This window comes from Bradyrhizobium sp. USDA3516 (assembly GCF_057651995.1).
In genome coordinates this window covers 13,211-30,282 of sequence record NZ_JBYGYN010000012.1, presented here as the reverse complement: position 1 = coordinate 30,282, position 17,072 = coordinate 13,211, and the positions used below count along the sequence as shown (strand labels likewise).

The window sequence follows — 17,072 nt, the reverse complement described above, 5'->3', positions numbered from 1 at the left end:
GCGCGATGCGCGCCCCGGGATGACGGCCGAGTGTAAGTCTGGCCTACGCCTTCTCGCCCTGCGGCGAGAACAGATAGCCGCCGCCGCGGATGGTGCGGATCACGGCGGGCTTGGCCGGGTCGGGCTCGATCTTGCGGCGGATGCGCATGATGCGCAGATCGACCGCGCGGTCGAAGGCTTCGGCGTCGCGGGCGTTGGCAAGCTCGAGCAGGCGCTCGCGCGACAGCACGCGCTTCGGATTGGCCGCGAACACCTTGAGCAGCCCGAACTCGGAGGCGGTGAGCGGATGCTCGTTGCCCTCGTCGTCGCGCAAGGCCTGCGCTTCGAGGTCGAGCCATTTGGTGCCGAAGCGCACCAGCTGCTCCTTGTCCGACTTCGCCGCCGGCGCCTCTGCCGCCTTTGCCGGTCCGCTCCGCCGCAGCACCGAGCGGATGCGCGCCATCAGCTCGCGCAGCTCGCAGGGCTTTGCCACGTAATCGTCGGCGCCGAGCTCGAGGCCGACGACGCGGTCGATCGGGCTCGCGGTCGCCGTCAGCATGATCACGGGCACGTTGATGCGGCTCTTGAGGTCGCGGATGATCGAGAGCCCGTCTTCCTCGGGCATGTTGAGGTCGAGCACGACGAGGTCGGGCATGCTGCCCTGGATCGCGGCGCGCAAGGACTTGCCGCCGTCGCACAGCGTCACGGTGAAGCCGTGCATCTTGAGGTAATCGCCGACCATCTCCCGGGCCGGGGCCTCGTCGTCGACGATCATGATGTGCTGGCTTTGAGTCATGGTCTTTGCATCACGGGCTTTGGCATCACGGCGTTTCAGTCGCAGGGAGGGTGATGGTGAAGGTCGAGCCCTTGCCGGGACCCTCGCTCTCGGCGGTCACCTCGCCGCCGTGCATGTCGATGATACGCTTGACGATGGAGAGCCCAAGTCCCGTCGAGCTCTCCCCGGCGGTCGGCTTGGCCGACAGCCGCTGGAACCGGCCGAACAGGCGGCCGAGGTCCTCCGGCGACAGGCCGGCGCCCTCATCGCTGACGCTGACGATGGTGTCGCTGCCCTCGTGGACCACGGTGACGTCGATCTTGCCGCCGATCGGCGAATATTTGATGGCGTTGCTGATGAGATTGTCGATCGCCTCGCGGATGCGGTCGGTGTCGCACATGGTGACGATGTTGGGCGGCGCCGTGACGCTGATCGCCTGCTGCTTGTTGACGGCGAGCGGCTGGTTGGCCTCGGCGACCTCCTTGACCAGGGCGGCGACGTCGACCGGCTCGCGGCGGATAGTGATGTCGAAGGCATCCGCCATCGCGTCCGAGATCAAATGATCGACCATCGTGGTCAGGCGCTTGGTGGCGTCGCGGATGTGGTCGACCTGGGCGACGACGCCGCTTTCCGAGGCGCCGGTCGAGATCAGCTCCTTCAGCATCTCGGTGCGGCCGAGAATGACGCCGAGCGGGTTCTTCAGGTCGTGCGCGACCGTGCCGAGGATCTCGTTCTTGAAGCCGTTGGCGCGCTGCAGCCGCAGCCATTGCGCCGAGAGGCGGCGGTTGGCCTGCATCAGCGCGCGGGTGCGCTGGGCGACGCGGTCCTCCAGCTGGGTGTTGGCGTCCTGCAGCTGCTGATAGAGGATCACGTTGTCGAAGGCGATCGAGAGCCTCGAGGAGAAGATCTCGACCAGCGAACGGTCGGTCTCCGACAGATCGCGCTCGGCCTGGAGCAGCACCACGACCTCGCGGCCGGATCCGGTGCGCAAATAGATCACGCTGCGATGGTCGGCGAATTCGTTCTTGCGGCGCTGGAACGCGGCCTCCACCATCTCGCGCAGCTCGGGGTCGAGCGCCTTCGACGAGGTGGTGCCGATGAAGCGGCTGTAGCAGCCGCTGCCGGCGAGCACCGAGAGCTCGGGATCGATGCCGCCATTGTCGCGCAGCACCAGGATGCCGGCGCAGTCGACGTTGAGCAGCGAAGCGAGCTGGGTCAGGACGCCTTCGGCGAGCCGCTGCATCGACTTGAAGTCGTACAGCGTGGACGCGGCGTCGATGATGATCTCGAGCCCGCGCCGCGTCTGCACCATGCGCTCGAGCTGCTGGTAGGAGCGCAGCGCCGCGGTCAGCGAGGTGAACAGCTTGTCGGCGGTGAGCTCGGTCTTGGCCTTGTAGTCGTTGATGTCGTACTGCACGATGACGCGCCGCTCCGGCGCCTGGCCGGGCTGGCCGGTGCGAAGGATGATGCGCACGGTCTCGTTACGGATCTCGTTGCGGATGAACTCGACCAGCTCGAGGCCGGCGACGTCGGTCTCCATGATGACGTCGAGCAGCACGGCGGCGATGTCGCGGTGCTCGGCCATCAGCTTGCGCCCTTCGGCCGCGGAATACGCCGACAGGATCTCCAGGCCCTGGCCGTTCAGGCTGTAGTCCGACAGCGCGAAACGCGTGCCGTCATGCACGGCCGGATCGTCATCGATGACCGCGATCTTCCATTTCCGGGCGTTGCTGTCCTCCGACGCGGTACCGGTATCGTCGATCAGGTGGAGGACATCGTCCTGTTCGGCCATTGCGAAGATCCGTCACTTTCTGTGCTTTGCGCGCCGCCCTTGGCGACGCGGGGCATGATAATGCGAAAAGTGGTGCCTTGTCCCAGCTTGGATTCCAGCATCATCCGGCCGCCAAGCTGCTGGGTGACGAGGTTATAGACGATATGAAGGCCAAGTCCCGTGCCGCCTTCATTGCGCCGGGTGGTAAAGAAAGGGTCAAAGGCCTGGCGCTGCACGTCCGGGGTCATGCCGGCCCCGTCGTCGGAGAAGCTGATCTCGATGTCCTCGACCCCGCGCGGCCGCGCCGAAATCGCGATCCGGCCGGCGCGGCCGTCGGCGAAGGCGTGGTTGGCGGCATTGAGGAAGAGGTTGGTCAGGATCTGGCCGTAGGAGCCGGGATAGCCGTCGAGCAGCAGCCCCTCGGGCACGTCGACTTCCAGCGTGATCGGCGAGCGCTTCAGCACGGGCTTGAGGCTGGCGATGATCTGGTCGGTGGCCTCGCTCAGCGAGAATTGCCGCCGCTCGGCATGGGAGCGGTCGACCGCGACCTGCTTGAACGACTGGATCAGCTCGCCGGCGCGGGTCAGGTTGGCGACGAGCTGCTGCGAGGCGTCGCGCGAGGATTGCACGAACTCCTCCAGCTGCGAGCGGCGCAGGCCGCCCTCGCCCTTGAGCTGGGCTTCGAAGATCTCGGTGCGCCGGGCAAAGCTCGAAGCCACCGTCAGGCTGATGCCGATCGGGTTGTTGACCTCGTGCGCGACGCCGGCCACGAGGCCGCCGAGCGCGGCCAGCCGCTCGGCGTCGATCAGGTTCTGCTGCGCGGTGTTGAGCTCGAGCAGGGCGCTCTCGGCCTTTTCCTTGGACGCGCGCAGCTCGTCCTCGGTCCGGCGTTTGGCGATCGCGTTCTCGCGGAACACCTCCACCGCGCGCGCCATGGCCCCGACCTCGTCGCGCGCTTTCGTTCCCTGCACCTCGCGGTCGAGCTCGCCGAGCGTGATCGCGCGCATCGCGGTCATGATCTGCTGCAGCGGCAGGCGGATCGACAGCGCGATCAGGACGCCCGCGGTGAGGATGATGCCGAGGAAGATCACCGCGATCGACAGCACCCGGCGGGATATGTCCGCCAGGGTGCGGTCGAACGTCTCCTGCGCCTTCTGCTCGCGCTGGCGCATCTTGGTCGAGAGATCGTCGATGGCGCCGATCGCCTCGGCCTGGCTGGCGTCGATGGTGTTGCGGAGCAGCTCGGTGCGGCTCGCAAGCTGCTCGGAGAGTTTTGCCAGGCCCTCGCGCAGCGCGGTGGTGCGGGCGGCGAGCCGCTGCAAGGCCATCTTCTGCAGGTCGTTGTCGGCGAGATCGAGCATGACCGGGATGGTCCTCTCGATGGTCTCGGTGTGGCGCCGCGCGTCGTCGGCGGCGCCCGACGACTGCGACAGGTAATAGGAATTGGCCGCGACCAGCATCGCGGTGAAGGCCTCGCGGGATTTGCCGAGCGAGGGCCAGATCAGCGCGTCGCGATGGCCGGTGGCGCCCTCGATGATGGAGTAGAGGCCCGCCATGTCCCTGGCCGGGCCCTGCACCTGCTCCTCATAGGTCTTGGCGATGGTGGACTGGACGCTGCGCAGCTCGCCGAAGCCGTTGAGGAAGCGGTCGGTGGTGCGCTCCAGCTCCTCGACCGAGCCTGATAGCATCGGGTCCTTGGCGGCGCGACCCGTCAGCGTGCCCAGCACCGCCTCGCGCAGCAACAGGATCTCGGCGAACAGGTCGGGGCTCGGCTGGTTGATGTAGCGGTGGATCAGGTTCTGCAGCCGTCCGGTCTCGCTTTCGAGCAGCGCCAGGATCCGGTCGGACTCGCGCACCTGGCGCACGTCGTCCCAGGCCGAGCCGAGCACCTGCGCGCCGTTCCAGATCATTGCCACCAGCACCACGACCACGGCGGAGTTCAGCGCGGCGATCGACAGGATGCGCCAGCGGATCGGCACCGCCCGCAAGAGGCCGACGATGCGGGCGCGCAGCTGCCCGACCGGGCCGGGCGGCTTGTCCGCGTGTTCGCTATGTCCAAGCGCAGCCAACAGGCCTCACTCCACCTTGCGAATCCGTTGGATCAGCGCGGCCGCCGCGGGGTCGCGCTCGGCCTTGGCGTAGATTGCGGCCATGGCGTCCTCGAACGGCTTGCGGTCGATGTCCCTGATGATGGTCACGCCGGCTTCCTGCGCCTTTCGCTGCGACTGCTCCTCGAGGTCGCGCCACTTCTCGCGCATGAACCGGCTGGAGCGCTGCGCGGCCTCCTTGAAGATCGTCTGCTCCTCCGCCGACAGGCTGTTCCAGGCCTTCAGCGAGATCACCAGCACCTCCGGGCTCATCGTGTGCTGGGTGAGCGTGTAGTGGCCGGCATGCTTGTAATGATTCGTGGTCACGAAGGATGGCCAGTTGTTTTCGGCGCCGTCGATCAGGTGGTTGGCAAGCCCGGTGAGCACCTGCCCGTAGGGCAGCTCGACCGGTTCGGCGCCGAGCGCGCGCATCATCTGGCTCATCAACTCCGACTGCTGCACCCGGATCCGCAATCCCTTGAGGTCCGCGATGGTCTTCACCGGGCGGACGCCGTTGTAGATCGACCGCGCGCCCGAATCGTAGAAGGCGAGCCCGACGAAGCCGTAGGGCTCGAAGCTGCCCAGGATCTCGCTGCCGACGGGCCCGTCCAGCACCTTCTGCATGTGCTCAATGGACCGGAACAGGAACGGCATCGCCAGCACGTTCATCGCCGGGACGAAATTGCCGATCAGGGCGACATTGGTCCGGTTGAGGTCGATTGCACCGGCCCGGGTCTGCTCGATGGTCTCCTTTTCCTCACCGAGCTGGCGGGAGTGGAACACCTTGATCTCGTGGCGGCCCTTGGTGCGCTCGGCGATCAGGCTGCCCATGTAGCGCAGCGCCTGGACGGTCGGGTAATCTTCGGCCTGGGTGTCGGCGGCGCGAAATTCGCGCGCAACCGCGCTCGTCGTGCGCATGCTCGACGAGACTGCGACAAGCAGAAGCGCAACGAAGACCACCCCGGTCCGCGAGAGTTCGGCACGGCTCAACACTGGCACACTCAACCCCTCAGTGGTGGAGTCTATGGCGGAAGGAAAAGGTTCAATGCAATCTATCAGATGGTTAAGGGAAGACCATCCCCGCACCGGCGAGCCGATTGTGCGGCGCGGACGGCGTTCATTCCCGGTTGAAACGGCGATTGCCGAGCCTTAAGCAGAGCAGCCGGCCTTCGCCGCGCGTTCCGGGAAGCCATGATGAGGTCAGCATTGCGCCTTTTGCAGCTCGTCGCCGCCTTTGCGGCCCTCGCATTGGCCGCCCCTGCGCGGGCCGCCACCGAGATCGCCTGGTGGCACGCCATGTCCGGCGAGCTCGGCCGGCAGCTGGAAAAGCTCGCCGCCGACTTCAACGCCTCGCAATCCGGCTACCGCATCGTGCCCGTCTACAAGGGCAATTACACCGAGACGGTGACGGCGGCGATCTTCGCCTTCCGCTCGCGCAGCCAGCCCGCCATCGTCCAGGTCAACGAGGTCGCCACCGCCACCATGACCGCGGCCAAGGGCGCGATCTATCCGGTGTTCAGCCTGATGCGGGACCAGGGCGAGCCGTTCTCGCTGGGCGATTACCTGCCCGCAGTCTCCGGCTATTACACCGATGCGGCAGGCAATCTGCTGTCGTTTCCGTTCAATTCCTCGACGCCGATTCTCTATTACAACAAGACCATGTTCCGCGACGCCGGCCTCGATCCGGAGGCGCCGCCGAAGACCTGGCCGGAACTGGGAGCGGCCGCCAAGCGCCTGCGCGACCGCGGCGCTGCTTGCGGCTTCACCACGTCTTGGCCGTCCTGGATCCATGTCGAGAATTTCTCCGCCTTCCATAACCTGCCGCTGGCGAGCCGGGCGAACGGCTTCGCCGGGCTCGATGCGGAATTGACCATCAACAATCCGACGCTGGTGCATCACGTCGCGGTGCTCAGCGAGTGGCAGAAGAGCAAGCTGTTCGACTATAGCGGCCGTGGCCAGTCGGCCGAGCCGCGCTTCCAGAAGGGCGAATGCGGCATCTTCATCGGCTCCTCGGCGACGCGCGCCGACATCAAGGCCAATTCGAAGTTCGAGATCGGCTACGGCATGATGCCCTATTGGCCCGACGCGAAGGGCGCGCCGCAGAACTCGATCATCGGCGGCGCCACGCTGTGGGTGCTGCGCGACCGTCCCCGCGAGGAATACAAGGGCGTGGCGCGCTTCTTCGCCTATCTGTCCCAGCCCGGCGTGCAGGCCGCCTGGCACCAGAACACCGGCTATCTGCCGGTGACCCGCGCCGCCTTCGAGCTGACGCGCTCTCAAGGCTTCTACGAGCGCAATCCGGGCTCGGCGATGTCGTTCGAGCAGATCACGCTCAATCCGCCGACCGAGAACTCCAAGGGCATCCGGCTCGGCTCCTTCGTCCTGATCCGCGGCGTGATCGAGGACGAGCTCGAGCAGGCCTTCGCCGGCCACAAGAGCGCGCAATCAGCGCTCGATTCCGCCGTCGAGCGCGGCAACAAGCTGCTGCGCCAGTTCGAGCGCGCCAGTCCGGAGCGGTAGGGCGTGTTGCGATTAGGTCTGGCCGCCGCTGCGAACGAGGTACGCTCCCTCCCCCGCTTGCGGGGAAGGGTTGGGGAGAGGGTTCTCTCCACGTTGGGGTTGTCTGAAGTCTGCGGAGAGTGTCCCCGCGCGGAGAGAGCCCCCAACCGGCGCTTCGCGCCGACCTCCCCCGCAAGCGGGAGAGGTGCACCGTCTCCTCGGCTTGCACCGGGTCAACCAAATTTGCCCCTGCCTTCGACACGCTAGTGCAGATGACATCTACGCCGTCGCAGCAACTCCCAGACCTCACCAACGCCGCAAGCTTCCGCGCCTTCCGCTCCGCCTCCGCGCAATGGCTGCCGGTCGCTCTCGACATCGCACGCAGCCACGGCCTCGATGCCGGCTCGCCGCATGTATTCGCGACCGGCACCAATCTCGTGGTCGGCCTCGGCGACAAGCTGATCCTGAAGATCTTTCCGCCGCTGCTTGCCGCGCAATTCGTCTCGGAGCGCGCCGCGCTGACGCAGCTCAATGGTCGTCTGCATCTGCCGATCCCCGAGATCGTCGCGGAGGGGATGCGCGACGGCTGGTCCTATCTCGTCATGACCCGTCTTGCCGGTACGCTCGGCTCGGATGTCTGGCCCTCACTACCGGAGCGCCAGAAGGAGCGCCTGCTGCGCCAGATCGGCGAGACCATTGCGAGCGTGCAGTGCGCGCCGCTTGGACCGCTCGCGCATATCGAGCCGCGCTGGGACGCGTTCGTGCGCCGGCAGATGCAGGGATGCAGGGCGCGGCACGAGCGTCTCGGCCTTGCGCCAAAATTCCTCGAAGGCCTCGACGATCTCCTGCGTGACGCGGCGGAGTTCATTCCGATGGACGCGCCGCCCGTGATCCTCACCGGCGAATACATCCCCGAGAACTTTCTGCTCGCCTGCAATGACGGCCAATGGTCGCTCGCAGGTCTGTTCGATTTCGGCGACGTGCTCACGGGGTGGCGCGATTACGATCTGCTCGGCCCCAGCGCCTTCATGGCGGCCGGCCGCCCGGGCAGGGTGAAGAGCCTGCTCGAAGGCTTCGGCGATACGACGCTGGACGCCACCCTCAAGCGCCGCCTGATGGCCCTGATGCTGCTGCACCGCGCCAGCGACCTCAACAGCCACATCTGCATCGAGGGCTGGCAGGAAAGGGCGGATGACTTGATCGAGTTGCAGGACCTGATCTGGCCGGGCTGAACGCTGCCGTCATTCCGGGGGGCGCGCAGCGCGAACCCGGAATCCATTTCTCTACACGTGCTGCGGCCCGATGGATTCCGGGCTCGATGCTGCGCATCGCCCCGGAATGACGGCTGGGGGCTCGTTGCGAGCGCCGGTGCCAAGGTTGGGCCCGTCGCCTCCACAATGGGCTGTCAAGTGATTAGCCTAATTTTTGAGCGAAATGCCTGTCTTTGTATGCAATCAAACCTTTCACGCAGTGTCGCGAAAATGAAGAATGGTTTTGCAAATCAGTCGCTTACACAGAATTGAGTCGTCCATTAAGCTTTGGCACGAACCTTGCGAATCCAGTTCCAACGAAACTTTTGTTGGAGCGATTTCATGAAGCGGCGCGATTTCCTCAAATCCGTTTCCGGGTTGGCCGCTGGCGCGGCGCTTCCGGCCATGCCGTCCGTGATCTCCTCGGCCACGGCCGACGCCCGCTCGGAGACGCTGCTGATCGTCTCGGAAGGCGGCCCCAACAATCTCGATATCCATGGCATCGGCACCAACGTGCCCGGCTATGAAGTCTCCTGGAATTGCTACGACCGCCTGATCAGCCACGAGATGAAGAGCGGCCCCGGCGGGGTGCCCTATTACGACCGCGACAAGTTCAAGGGCGAGCTCGCCGACGACATGAAGATCGACGACATGTCGGTCACCTTCAAGCTGAAGAAGAACGCCAAATTCCACGACGGCGCGCCTGTTACCGCGAAGGACGTGAAATGGTCGCTCGACCGCGCCGTCAGCGTCGGCGGCTTCCCGACCTTCCAGATGAGCGCGGGCTCGCTGACCAAGGCCGAGCAGTTCGTCGTCATCGACGATCACACCGTGCGCGTCGACTTCCTGAAGAAGGACAGGCTGACGATCCCCGATCTCGCCGTCATCGTGCCCTGCATCGTCAATTCCGAGCTGGTGAAGAAGAATGCCAGCGAGAAGGATCCCTGGGGCCTCGAGTTCACGAAGCAGCAGACCGCCGGCTCCGGCGCCTACAAGGTGACGAAGTGGACCGCCGGCACCGAAGTGATCATGGAGCGCAACGACGATTGGGTCGGCGGTCCGCTCCCCAAGATCAAGCGCGTGATCTGGCGCATGGTGCCGCAGGCCGGCAACCGCCGCGCGCTGCTCGAGCGCGGCGACGCCGACATCTCCTATGAGCTGCCGTTCAAGGATTTCCAGGAGATGAAGGCGAACGGCAAGCTCAACGTGGTGTCGCTGCCGTTCTCCAACGGCATCCAGTATATCGGCATGAACGTCACCAGGCCGCCGTTCGACAATGTGAAGGTGCGGCAGGCCATCGCCTATGCGTTGCCGTATCAGAAGATCATGGACGCCGTGCTGTTCGGCCTCGGCAACCCAATGTTCGGCGCCAAGGACAAGGCGACCGAAGTCGCCTGGCCGCAGCCGCACAAGTACAACACCGATATGGAGAAGGCGAAGGCGCTGCTGGCGGAGGCCGGTTACGCAGGCGGTTTCGAGACCACGATCTCGTTCGATCTCAACTTCGCCGGCGTCAACGAGCCGCTCTGCATCCTCGTGCAGGAGAGCCTCGCCCAGCTCGGCATCAAGACCACCATCAACAAGGTGCCCGGCGCCAACTGGCGCACCGAGCTCAACAAGAAGGAGATGCCGCTCTTCACCAACGTGTTCTCGGGCTGGCTCGATTACCCCGAATACTTCTTCTACTGGTGCTATCACGGCAACAATTCCGTCTTCAACACCATGAGCTACAAGTCGGCGGCGATGGACAAGTTCATCGACGGTGCGCGCACGGCGGCCTCCATCGGCGACAAGGCCGCTTACGATGCCGACGTGAAAGGCTTCGTCGATCTCGCCTTCGCCGACGTCCCGCGCATCCCGCTCTACCAGCCCTTCGTCAACGTCGCGATGCAGAAGAACATCAGCGGCTATCAGTACTGGTTCCACCGGCGGCTCGACTATCGCGCGATGGCGAAGGGGTGAGCGATATGGCTGAGGTGAGCACGCCTCTCTCATTCCCTCTCCCCTTGTGGGAGAGGGTGGCCCGCCGCGTAGCGGCGAGACGGGTGAGGGGTAGCCACGAACTCAGACCTCGCTTGCGGCTACCCCTCACCCCAACCCTCTCCCACAAGGGGAGAGGGGGCGCAGCGGAGTGCGGGGCGCAATCTCATTCCCACATCAGGAGCTCTCCATGCTGACCATGATCGGCAAGCGCCTGATGTTCGCAATTCCTTCGCTGATCGGCGTCGTCATCGTCACCTTCCTGCTGACGCGCGCGCTGCCCGGTGATCCCGCTGCGTATTTCGCAGGACCTGCGGCGACCAAGGAAGCCGTCGAGCAGATCCGGAAAAAGCTCGGCTTCGACAAGCCGCTGATCGAGCAGTTCTTCCGCTATGCCAACGATCTCGCGCACGGCGATTTCGGCAACTCGCTGACGACCGGCCAGCCGGTCGCGACCGAGATCCGCAACCGCCTGCCGGCCTCGGCCGAGCTGACGCTGCTCGGCCTGTTCGTGTCCATTGCGATCGCCATTCCGCTCGGCGTGCTGGCGGCGACGCGGCCGGGATCGTGGATCGATCATCTCTGCCGGGTCACAACCACGGCCGGCGTATCGCTGCCGGTGTTCTTCACCGGGCTCGTGCTGGTCTATGTCTTCTACTTCCGGCTGGGCTGGTCGCCGGCACCGCTCGGCCGTCTCGACGTGTTCTACAGCGCGCCGCCGACGGTAACGGGCTTCTATCTGATCGACACTTTGATCGCGCGCGATCTCGAGGCGTTTCGCTCGGCGTTGAGCCAGCTCATTCTTCCTGCAACGACGCTCGCGATCTTCTCGCTGGCGCCGATCGCGCGCATGACGCGCGCCTCCATGCTCGCAGTGCTCGCATCCGAATTCGTCCGCACCGCGCGCGCCAGCGGCCTGTCGCCGGCAACCGTGATCGTCACTTACGCGTTCCGTAACGCGATGCTGCCCGTCATCACCACGCTCAGCATGGTGTTCTCGTTCCTGCTGGGGGCCAATGTGCTGGTCGAGAAGGTGTTCGCCTGGCCCGGCATCGGCTCCTACGCGGTGGAAGCGCTGATCTCCTCCGACTTCGCGCCGGTGCAGGGTTTTGTCCTCACCATGGCCGTCATGTACGTGCTGCTCAATCTCGTGATCGACATCTTGTACGGCGTGATCGATCCGCGCGTCAGGTTGGAGGGCTAGGCTATGAGCTCCGTTGCGCCTGCTGTTGAACCTGTCGGCCCCGCCCGCACCTCGGGCCTCGTCGCGATCCTCGAACAGACCCGTTACGTCCTCGGCGAGAACAAGGTCACTGGCTTCGCCTTTGCGCTGCTCCTGATCATCGTGTTCGCCGCGTTGTTCGGCCCGTACGTGGTGCCGTACGATCCGCTCGCCTCGGATACGGCCGCTGCGCTAAAACCGCCGTCAGCGGCGCACTGGTTCGGCACCGATCAGCTGGGCCGCGACATCTTCAGCCGCGTCATCGTCGCCACGCGCCTCGACTTCTTCATCGCGATCGCCTCGGTCGCGCTGGTGTTCCTGATGGGCGGCCTTGCCGGCATCGCCGCCGGCTATTTCGGCGGCTGGACCGATCGCGTCGTCGGGCGCATTGCCGACACCATCATGGCGTTCCCGCTGTTCGTGCTGGCCATGGGCATCGTCGCCGCGCTCGGCAACACCGTGCAGAACATCATCCTGGCCACGGCGATCGTTAACTTCCCGCTCTATGCCCGCGTCGCGCGCGCCGAGGCCAATGTCCGCCGCAATGCCGGCTTCGTGCAGGCCGCGCGTCTGTCAGGCAACGGCGAATTCCGCATCCTCCTGGTGCACATCCTGCCGAACATCATGCCGATCATGATCGTGCAGATGTCGCTGACCATGGGCTACGCCATTCTCAACGCCGCCGGCCTGTCCTTCATCGGCCTCGGCGTCCGTCCGCCGACCGCTGAATGGGGCATCATGGTCGCGGAAGGCGCGGGCTTCATGGTGTCGGGCGAATGGTGGATCGCGCTCTTCCCCGGCCTTGCCCTGATGATCGCCGTGTTCTGCTTCAACCTCCTCGGCGACGGCCTGCGCGACATCGTCGACCCCCAGCGGAGGACGTGATGTCCAACCTCCGAGAAAAATTCGCTAATGATTCCAATGGCACTTCTACTGTGCATGGGGTTGTTTTCGAAAGTTTGAGTGACGGGAGCCGTCCATGACCGCCCAGCCGCTGCTCGACGTCCAGGATCTCACCGTCGAATTCACCACCCGCCGCGGCATCGTCAAGGCGGTGCAGCACGTCAACATCTCCGTCGCCAAGGGCGAGACGCTCGCCATCGTCGGCGAATCCGGCTCCGGCAAGTCGGTGACCTCCTACGCGGTGATGCGCATCCTCGACCGCGCCGGCAAGATCGCCGAGGGCTCGGTGATGTTCTCCGGCATCGACGTCAAGGCAGCGACCGAAGACCAGATGCGCGATTTGCGCGGCCGCGAAGTCTCGATGATCTTCCAGAACCCGCGCGCTGCGCTCAATCCGATCCGCAAGGTCGGCGACCAGATCGAGGACGTGCTGCGCACCCATGTGCAGCAGGCGACGGTTCAGGATCACGGAGAAAAGGCGATCGAGGCGCTGGAGCAGGTCAAGATCGCCCGCCCGCGCGAGCGCTATCACGCCTATCCGTTCGAGCTGTCGGGCGGCATGTGCCAGCGCGTTGTCATCGCGCTCGCGCTGGCCTGCAATCCGCAGCTCCTGATCGCGGACGAGCCGACCACCGGATTGGACGTCACAACGCAGAAGGCGGTGATGGACCTGATCGTCGAGCTGACGAAACGCCGCGCGATGTCCACCATCCTGATCACGCACGATCTTGGCCTCGCTGCCGCCTATTGCGACCGCGTCGTCGTGATGGAGAAGGGCCGCGTCGTCGAGACCGCCACGGCTGCGGACATCTTCGCGAACCCGCAGCACCCCTATACGAAGAAGCTGATGCGCGCGACGCCGCGGCTCGGGGTGAGCTTGCGGGATCTGCTGCCGGAAGAGGAGGGCGCCTCTGTCATGGCCGGGCTTGACCCGCCTGCGGGGCCGAAGCCCCTTCGGCGCGGCGAAAGCCCGGCCATCCATCACGCTTCGCAAGACTCGTCTCAGTCGATGGACCCCCGGGTCAAGCCCGGGGGTGACGAGAATCCAAAGCTCCTCCTCCGCGTCGACAAGCTCGTCAAGGAATATCCCCGCCAGGGCGCGACCGCCGTGCTCGGCAAGCTGTTCGGCCGCAAGCCGGCTGTGGAGCCGGACGTGTTCCGTGCCGTCGACGGCATCAGCTTCGTGATCGGCCATGGCGAGAGCGTCGGCCTCGTCGGCGAATCCGGCTGCGGCAAATCGACCACGTCGATGATGGTGATGCGTCTGCTCGACCAGACCTCCGGCCTGATCCAGTTCGACGGCGAGGACATCTCCGGCATCGCTCCCGCCGCCTTCGCCCGGCTGCCGCAGCGCAGCCGCATCCAGATGGTGTTCCAGGACCCGACCGACAGCCTCAACCCGCGCTTCACCGCCGCGCGCGCGATCGCCGACCCGATCATGCAGCTCGGCGATATCAAGGGACGCGACGCGCTACGCGCCCGCTGCGAGGAACTGGCCACCATGGTCGGCCTGCCGCACAATCTGCTCGACCGCTTCCCGCACCAATTGTCCGGCGGCCAGAAGGCCCGCGTCGGCATCGCCCGGGCAATCGCCCTGCATCCGAAGCTCGTCATCCTGGACGAGCCGACCGCGGCGCTGGATGTCTCCGTGCAGGCCGTCGTCCTCAATCTGCTGCAGGACCTCAAGGCGCGGCTAGGTATGAGTTATCTGTTCGTCTCGCATGATTTGAACGTGGTGCGCTTGTTGTGCGATCGTGTCATTGTGATGCGGACCGGACGGATCGTCGAGGAGGGCTCTTCCGAGCAGGTTCTCGGCGATCCCAAGGACGATTACACCAAGGAGCTGCTGACGGCGATCCCGCATCCGCCGTTGCCAGTGCACTGAGATCAGCTTGAGAGCGTGATGGCCGAACCCCTGGACGACTATATCGACGCGGTATCGAAGGCGCTGGCGCTGCCGATCGAGGAGGCCTGGCGGCCTGCCGTTCGCGCCAACCTCGAGGTCTCGCTGCGGCTTGGCCGTCTGGTCGACGAATTCGCGCTGCCGGACGAAACCGAGCCGGCGCCGATCTTCACGGCCTGACGCCATGTCCGCCAAGCCAGAGACGGCCTCCGAGATCGCGAGTGCGGTTGCGGGGCGCAAGATGTCCGCGCTCGCTGCCACCGAAGCTGCGCTCGCGCGCATCGCGCAGCATGACCGCATCCTCAATTCCTTCACCGACGTCACCGCCGAACGCGCCCGTGTGAAAGCGCGCGCGATCGACGCCGACATCGCTGCGGGCAGGAAAGTCGGCCCGCTCGCCGGCGTACCCTTCGCGGTCAAGAACCTGTTCGATGTCGCGGGCCTTTCAACGCGTGCCGGCTCGAAGATCAACCGGGACCTCGCGCCCGCCAGGCGCGATGCGACCCTGATCGAGCGGATGGAAGCAGCCGGCGCCGTTCTCGTCGGCGCGCTCAACATGGGCGAGTACGCCTACGATTTCACGGGCGAGAACATCCATGACGGTCCCTCGCGCAATCCGCACGACACCACGCGGATGAGCGGCGGCTCCTCCGGCGGCTCGGGCAGCGCGGTTGGCGGCGCGCTGGTGCCGATCGCGCTCGGCTCCGACACCAATGGCTCGATCCGCGTGCCGTCGTCCTTCTGCGGCATCTTCGGCCTGAAGCCGACCTATGGCCGGCTGTCGCGCGCGCGCTCGTTCCCGTTCGTGGCGAGCCTCGACCATCTCGGCCCGTTCGCCCGCTCCGTCGCCGATCTTGCGCTTGCTTATGACGCGATGCAGGGTCCGGACGCAGACGACGGCGCCTGCACCACGCGCGAGGTGGAGCCCGTCACGCCGCTGCTCGGCGAGTCCATCTCGGGCTTGCGCGTTGCGATCGCCGGCGGGCACTTCCAGAACAACGTGTTTCCGGAAGCGATCGAGGCCGTCAGCCGCGTCGCCAAGGCGCTGGGCGCAACGCAAGTGGTGGATGTTCCCGAAGCCTCGCGCGCCCGTGCGGCGGCTTACGTGATCACCACCACTGAAGGCGCCTCGCTCCATCTCGATCGCCTGCGCAAGCGTCCTGGCGATTTCGACCCGGCCGTGCGCGACCGGCTGATCGCGGGCGCCATGGTCCCTGCGCCGCTGGTCGATCGCGCCCAGAAATTCCGCCGTTGGTATCGCGCGCAGCTTGCCGAGATCTTTCGATCGGTCGACGTTCTGCTGGCGCCGGCGACGCCCTGCACCGCGCCGAAGCTCGGGCAGGTGAACTTCAACCTCGACGGCGTCGAGCTGCCAGTGCGCGCCAATATCGGCATCCACACCCAGCCGATCTCCTTCATCGGCCTGCCGGTGGTCGCGGTCCCCGTGCCGCTCGAGCCGCTGCCGATCGGCGTGCAGATCATTTGTGCGCCCTGGCGCGAGGACATCGCGCTGCGCGTTGCGCACGCATTGGAGAAGATGGGCGTCGTCGCCGCGCCCGCGCCGAGAGGATTCTAAGATGCAGATCGATCTCCCCGAGGTGATCGCGGAAGTCAAAGCCGCGTTCGACCGCTATGAGCAGGCCCTCGTTAGCAACGACGTCGCCGTGCTCGGCGAGCTGTTCCGCAACGACCCCCGCACCTTGCGCTACGGCATCGCCGAGAACCTCTATGGCTATGAGGCAATCTCCGGTTTCCGCGCCGCGCGCTCGCCGGTCGGCCTCAATCGCCGCACCGCCAAAACCGTGATCACCAGCTATGGCCGCGACACGGCCGTGGCGTCCACCTTGTTCTATCGCGATACGGCTCCCGGCAAGGTCGGCCGGCAGATGCAGACGTGGATACGTTTCCCGGAGGGCTGGCGCGTCGTCGCCGCTCATGTCAGCATCATCGACGAGCCGAAAGAGACCGTATGACGCTTGAGGATCTTCCGCAGGGTGCATTGCCGGTCGAGCCGGTGGTGCCGCGCGTCGACCGTGCCTCGCCGTCGCTGCTGAAGGTCACGCGCGCCGAGGAGCTGCGGCTGCAGCTTGCCGACGAGATCGTGCGGGGAACGCTGGCGCCGGGCTCGCCGCTGGACGAGACCGATATCGCGCGGCGCTTCAACGTCTCGCGCACGCCGGTGCGCGAAGCGCTGCGGCAGTTGGTGGCGAGCGGCCTCGTCGAGGCGCGGCCGCATCGCGGCGCCGTGGTGGCGCAGCCATCCATCGAGCGGCTGAAAGGTATGTTCGAGGCGATGGCGGAGCTCGAGGCGTTGTGCGCCGGTCTTGCCGCCGAACGCATGTCGGCGGCCGAGCGTCACGGCCTGGAGGCCGTCCACGAGGAGCTGCGGGTGCTGAGCTACACCGGCAATCCCGAGCGTTTCCACGAGGTCAACGAGCGCTTCCACAACGCGATCTATGCCGGCTCGCAGAACGGCTACATCGCCGAGATCACGCTCGCGACCCGCGTCCGCGTGCAGCCGTTCCGCCGCGCCCAGTTCCGCAACCTCGGCCGCCTCGCCAAGTCGCAGGCCGAGCACGACCGCGTCGTCGTCGCCATCATGCGCGGCGACAAGCAGGGCGCCGCCGCCGCCATGCGCGCTCATATCGAGCTGGTGCGGGGGGAGTACGAGATCTACGCGGTGTCGGTGTAGACGGTCTCGTG

Annotated in this window: 14 protein-coding genes; 10 read left to right on the top strand and 4 right to left on the bottom strand. The window is 65.9% G+C overall.

Annotated elements, in window-relative coordinates:
- Positions 1 to 43 precede the first annotated feature (43 nt).
- The 4 genes from AC24YW_RS30875 to AC24YW_RS30860 are packed head-to-tail and all read right to left on the bottom strand — an operon-like array spanning position 44 to position 5,611.
- Positions 44 to 775 (bottom strand): response regulator, encoded by a 732-nt coding sequence (locus AC24YW_RS30875; RefSeq protein ID WP_036001902.1) that lies wholly within the window; start codon positions 773 to 775, stop codon positions 44 to 46.
- Between the two features lie 25 nt (positions 776 to 800).
- Positions 801 to 2,546, bottom strand: coding sequence for an ATP-binding response regulator (locus tag AC24YW_RS30870; RefSeq protein WP_487486258.1), 1,746 nt, complete (start codon positions 2,544 to 2,546; stop codon positions 801 to 803).
- A complete protein-coding gene (locus tag AC24YW_RS30865; RefSeq protein WP_487486257.1) occupies positions 2,516 to 4,594 on the bottom strand; it encodes a sensor histidine kinase in 2,079 nt (692 codons plus the stop codon). Before AC24YW_RS30865 ends, AC24YW_RS30870 begins: the two co-directional genes overlap by 31 nt.
- Positions 4,595 to 4,600: 6 nt before the next feature.
- A complete protein-coding gene (locus AC24YW_RS30860; protein WP_487486256.1) occupies positions 4,601 to 5,611 on the bottom strand; it encodes a TRAP transporter substrate-binding protein in 1,011 nt (336 codons plus the stop codon).
- Between the two features lie 195 nt (positions 5,612 to 5,806).
- On the opposite strand from AC24YW_RS30860, the gene ugpB reads away from it, so the two are divergent.
- The 10 genes from ugpB to AC24YW_RS30810 all read left to right on the top strand — a co-directional run bounded on the left by ugpB (position 5,807) and on the right by AC24YW_RS30810 (position 17,061).
- Positions 5,807 to 7,132: a sn-glycerol-3-phosphate ABC transporter substrate-binding protein UgpB gene (gene ugpB, locus AC24YW_RS30855; RefSeq protein WP_487486255.1), complete on the top strand. Its 1,326-nt coding sequence runs from the start codon at positions 5,807 to 5,809 to the stop codon at positions 7,130 to 7,132.
- A gap of 251 nt (positions 7,133 to 7,383) precedes the next feature.
- Positions 7,384 to 8,343 (top strand): aminoglycoside phosphotransferase family protein, encoded by a 960-nt coding sequence (locus AC24YW_RS30850; protein WP_487486254.1) that lies wholly within the window; start codon positions 7,384 to 7,386, stop codon positions 8,341 to 8,343.
- 360 nt (positions 8,344 to 8,703) lie between these two features.
- Positions 8,704 to 10,323, top strand: coding sequence for an ABC transporter substrate-binding protein (locus AC24YW_RS30845; protein ID WP_487486253.1), 1,620 nt, complete (start codon positions 8,704 to 8,706; stop codon positions 10,321 to 10,323).
- 208 nt (positions 10,324 to 10,531) lie between these two features.
- The gene (locus AC24YW_RS30840; RefSeq protein WP_487486252.1) at positions 10,532 to 11,545 is read left to right on the top strand and encodes an ABC transporter permease; all 1,014 of its coding nucleotides are present in this window, start codon (positions 10,532 to 10,534) and stop codon (positions 11,543 to 11,545) included.
- Between the two features lie 3 nt (positions 11,546 to 11,548).
- Positions 11,549 to 12,448, top strand: coding sequence for an ABC transporter permease (locus AC24YW_RS30835; RefSeq protein WP_225128436.1), 900 nt, complete (start codon positions 11,549 to 11,551; stop codon positions 12,446 to 12,448).
- 94 nt (positions 12,449 to 12,542) lie between these two features.
- Positions 12,543 to 14,351, top strand: a complete 1,809-nt coding sequence (locus AC24YW_RS30830) for a dipeptide ABC transporter ATP-binding protein (protein WP_487486251.1) — start codon at positions 12,543 to 12,545, stop codon at positions 14,349 to 14,351.
- Between the two features lie 18 nt (positions 14,352 to 14,369).
- On the top strand, positions 14,370 to 14,549 hold the full coding sequence (locus tag AC24YW_RS30825; RefSeq protein ID WP_036001861.1) for a DUF4089 domain-containing protein: 180 nt from the start codon (positions 14,370 to 14,372) through the stop codon (positions 14,547 to 14,549).
- A gap of 4 nt (positions 14,550 to 14,553) precedes the next feature.
- Positions 14,554 to 15,945 (top strand): AtzE family amidohydrolase, encoded by a 1,392-nt coding sequence (locus AC24YW_RS30820; protein WP_487486250.1) that lies wholly within the window; start codon positions 14,554 to 14,556, stop codon positions 15,943 to 15,945.
- Position 15,946: 1 nt separating this feature from the next.
- Entirely contained in the window at positions 15,947 to 16,342 is a 396-nt protein-coding gene (hpxZ, locus tag AC24YW_RS30815; protein ID WP_487486249.1) for an oxalurate catabolism protein HpxZ, read from the top strand.
- Positions 16,339 to 17,061, top strand: a complete 723-nt coding sequence (locus AC24YW_RS30810) for a GntR family transcriptional regulator (protein WP_487486248.1) — start codon at positions 16,339 to 16,341, stop codon at positions 17,059 to 17,061. The genes hpxZ and AC24YW_RS30810 overlap by 4 nt, the downstream gene beginning before the upstream one ends.
- Positions 17,062 to 17,072: the final 11 nt, after the last annotated feature.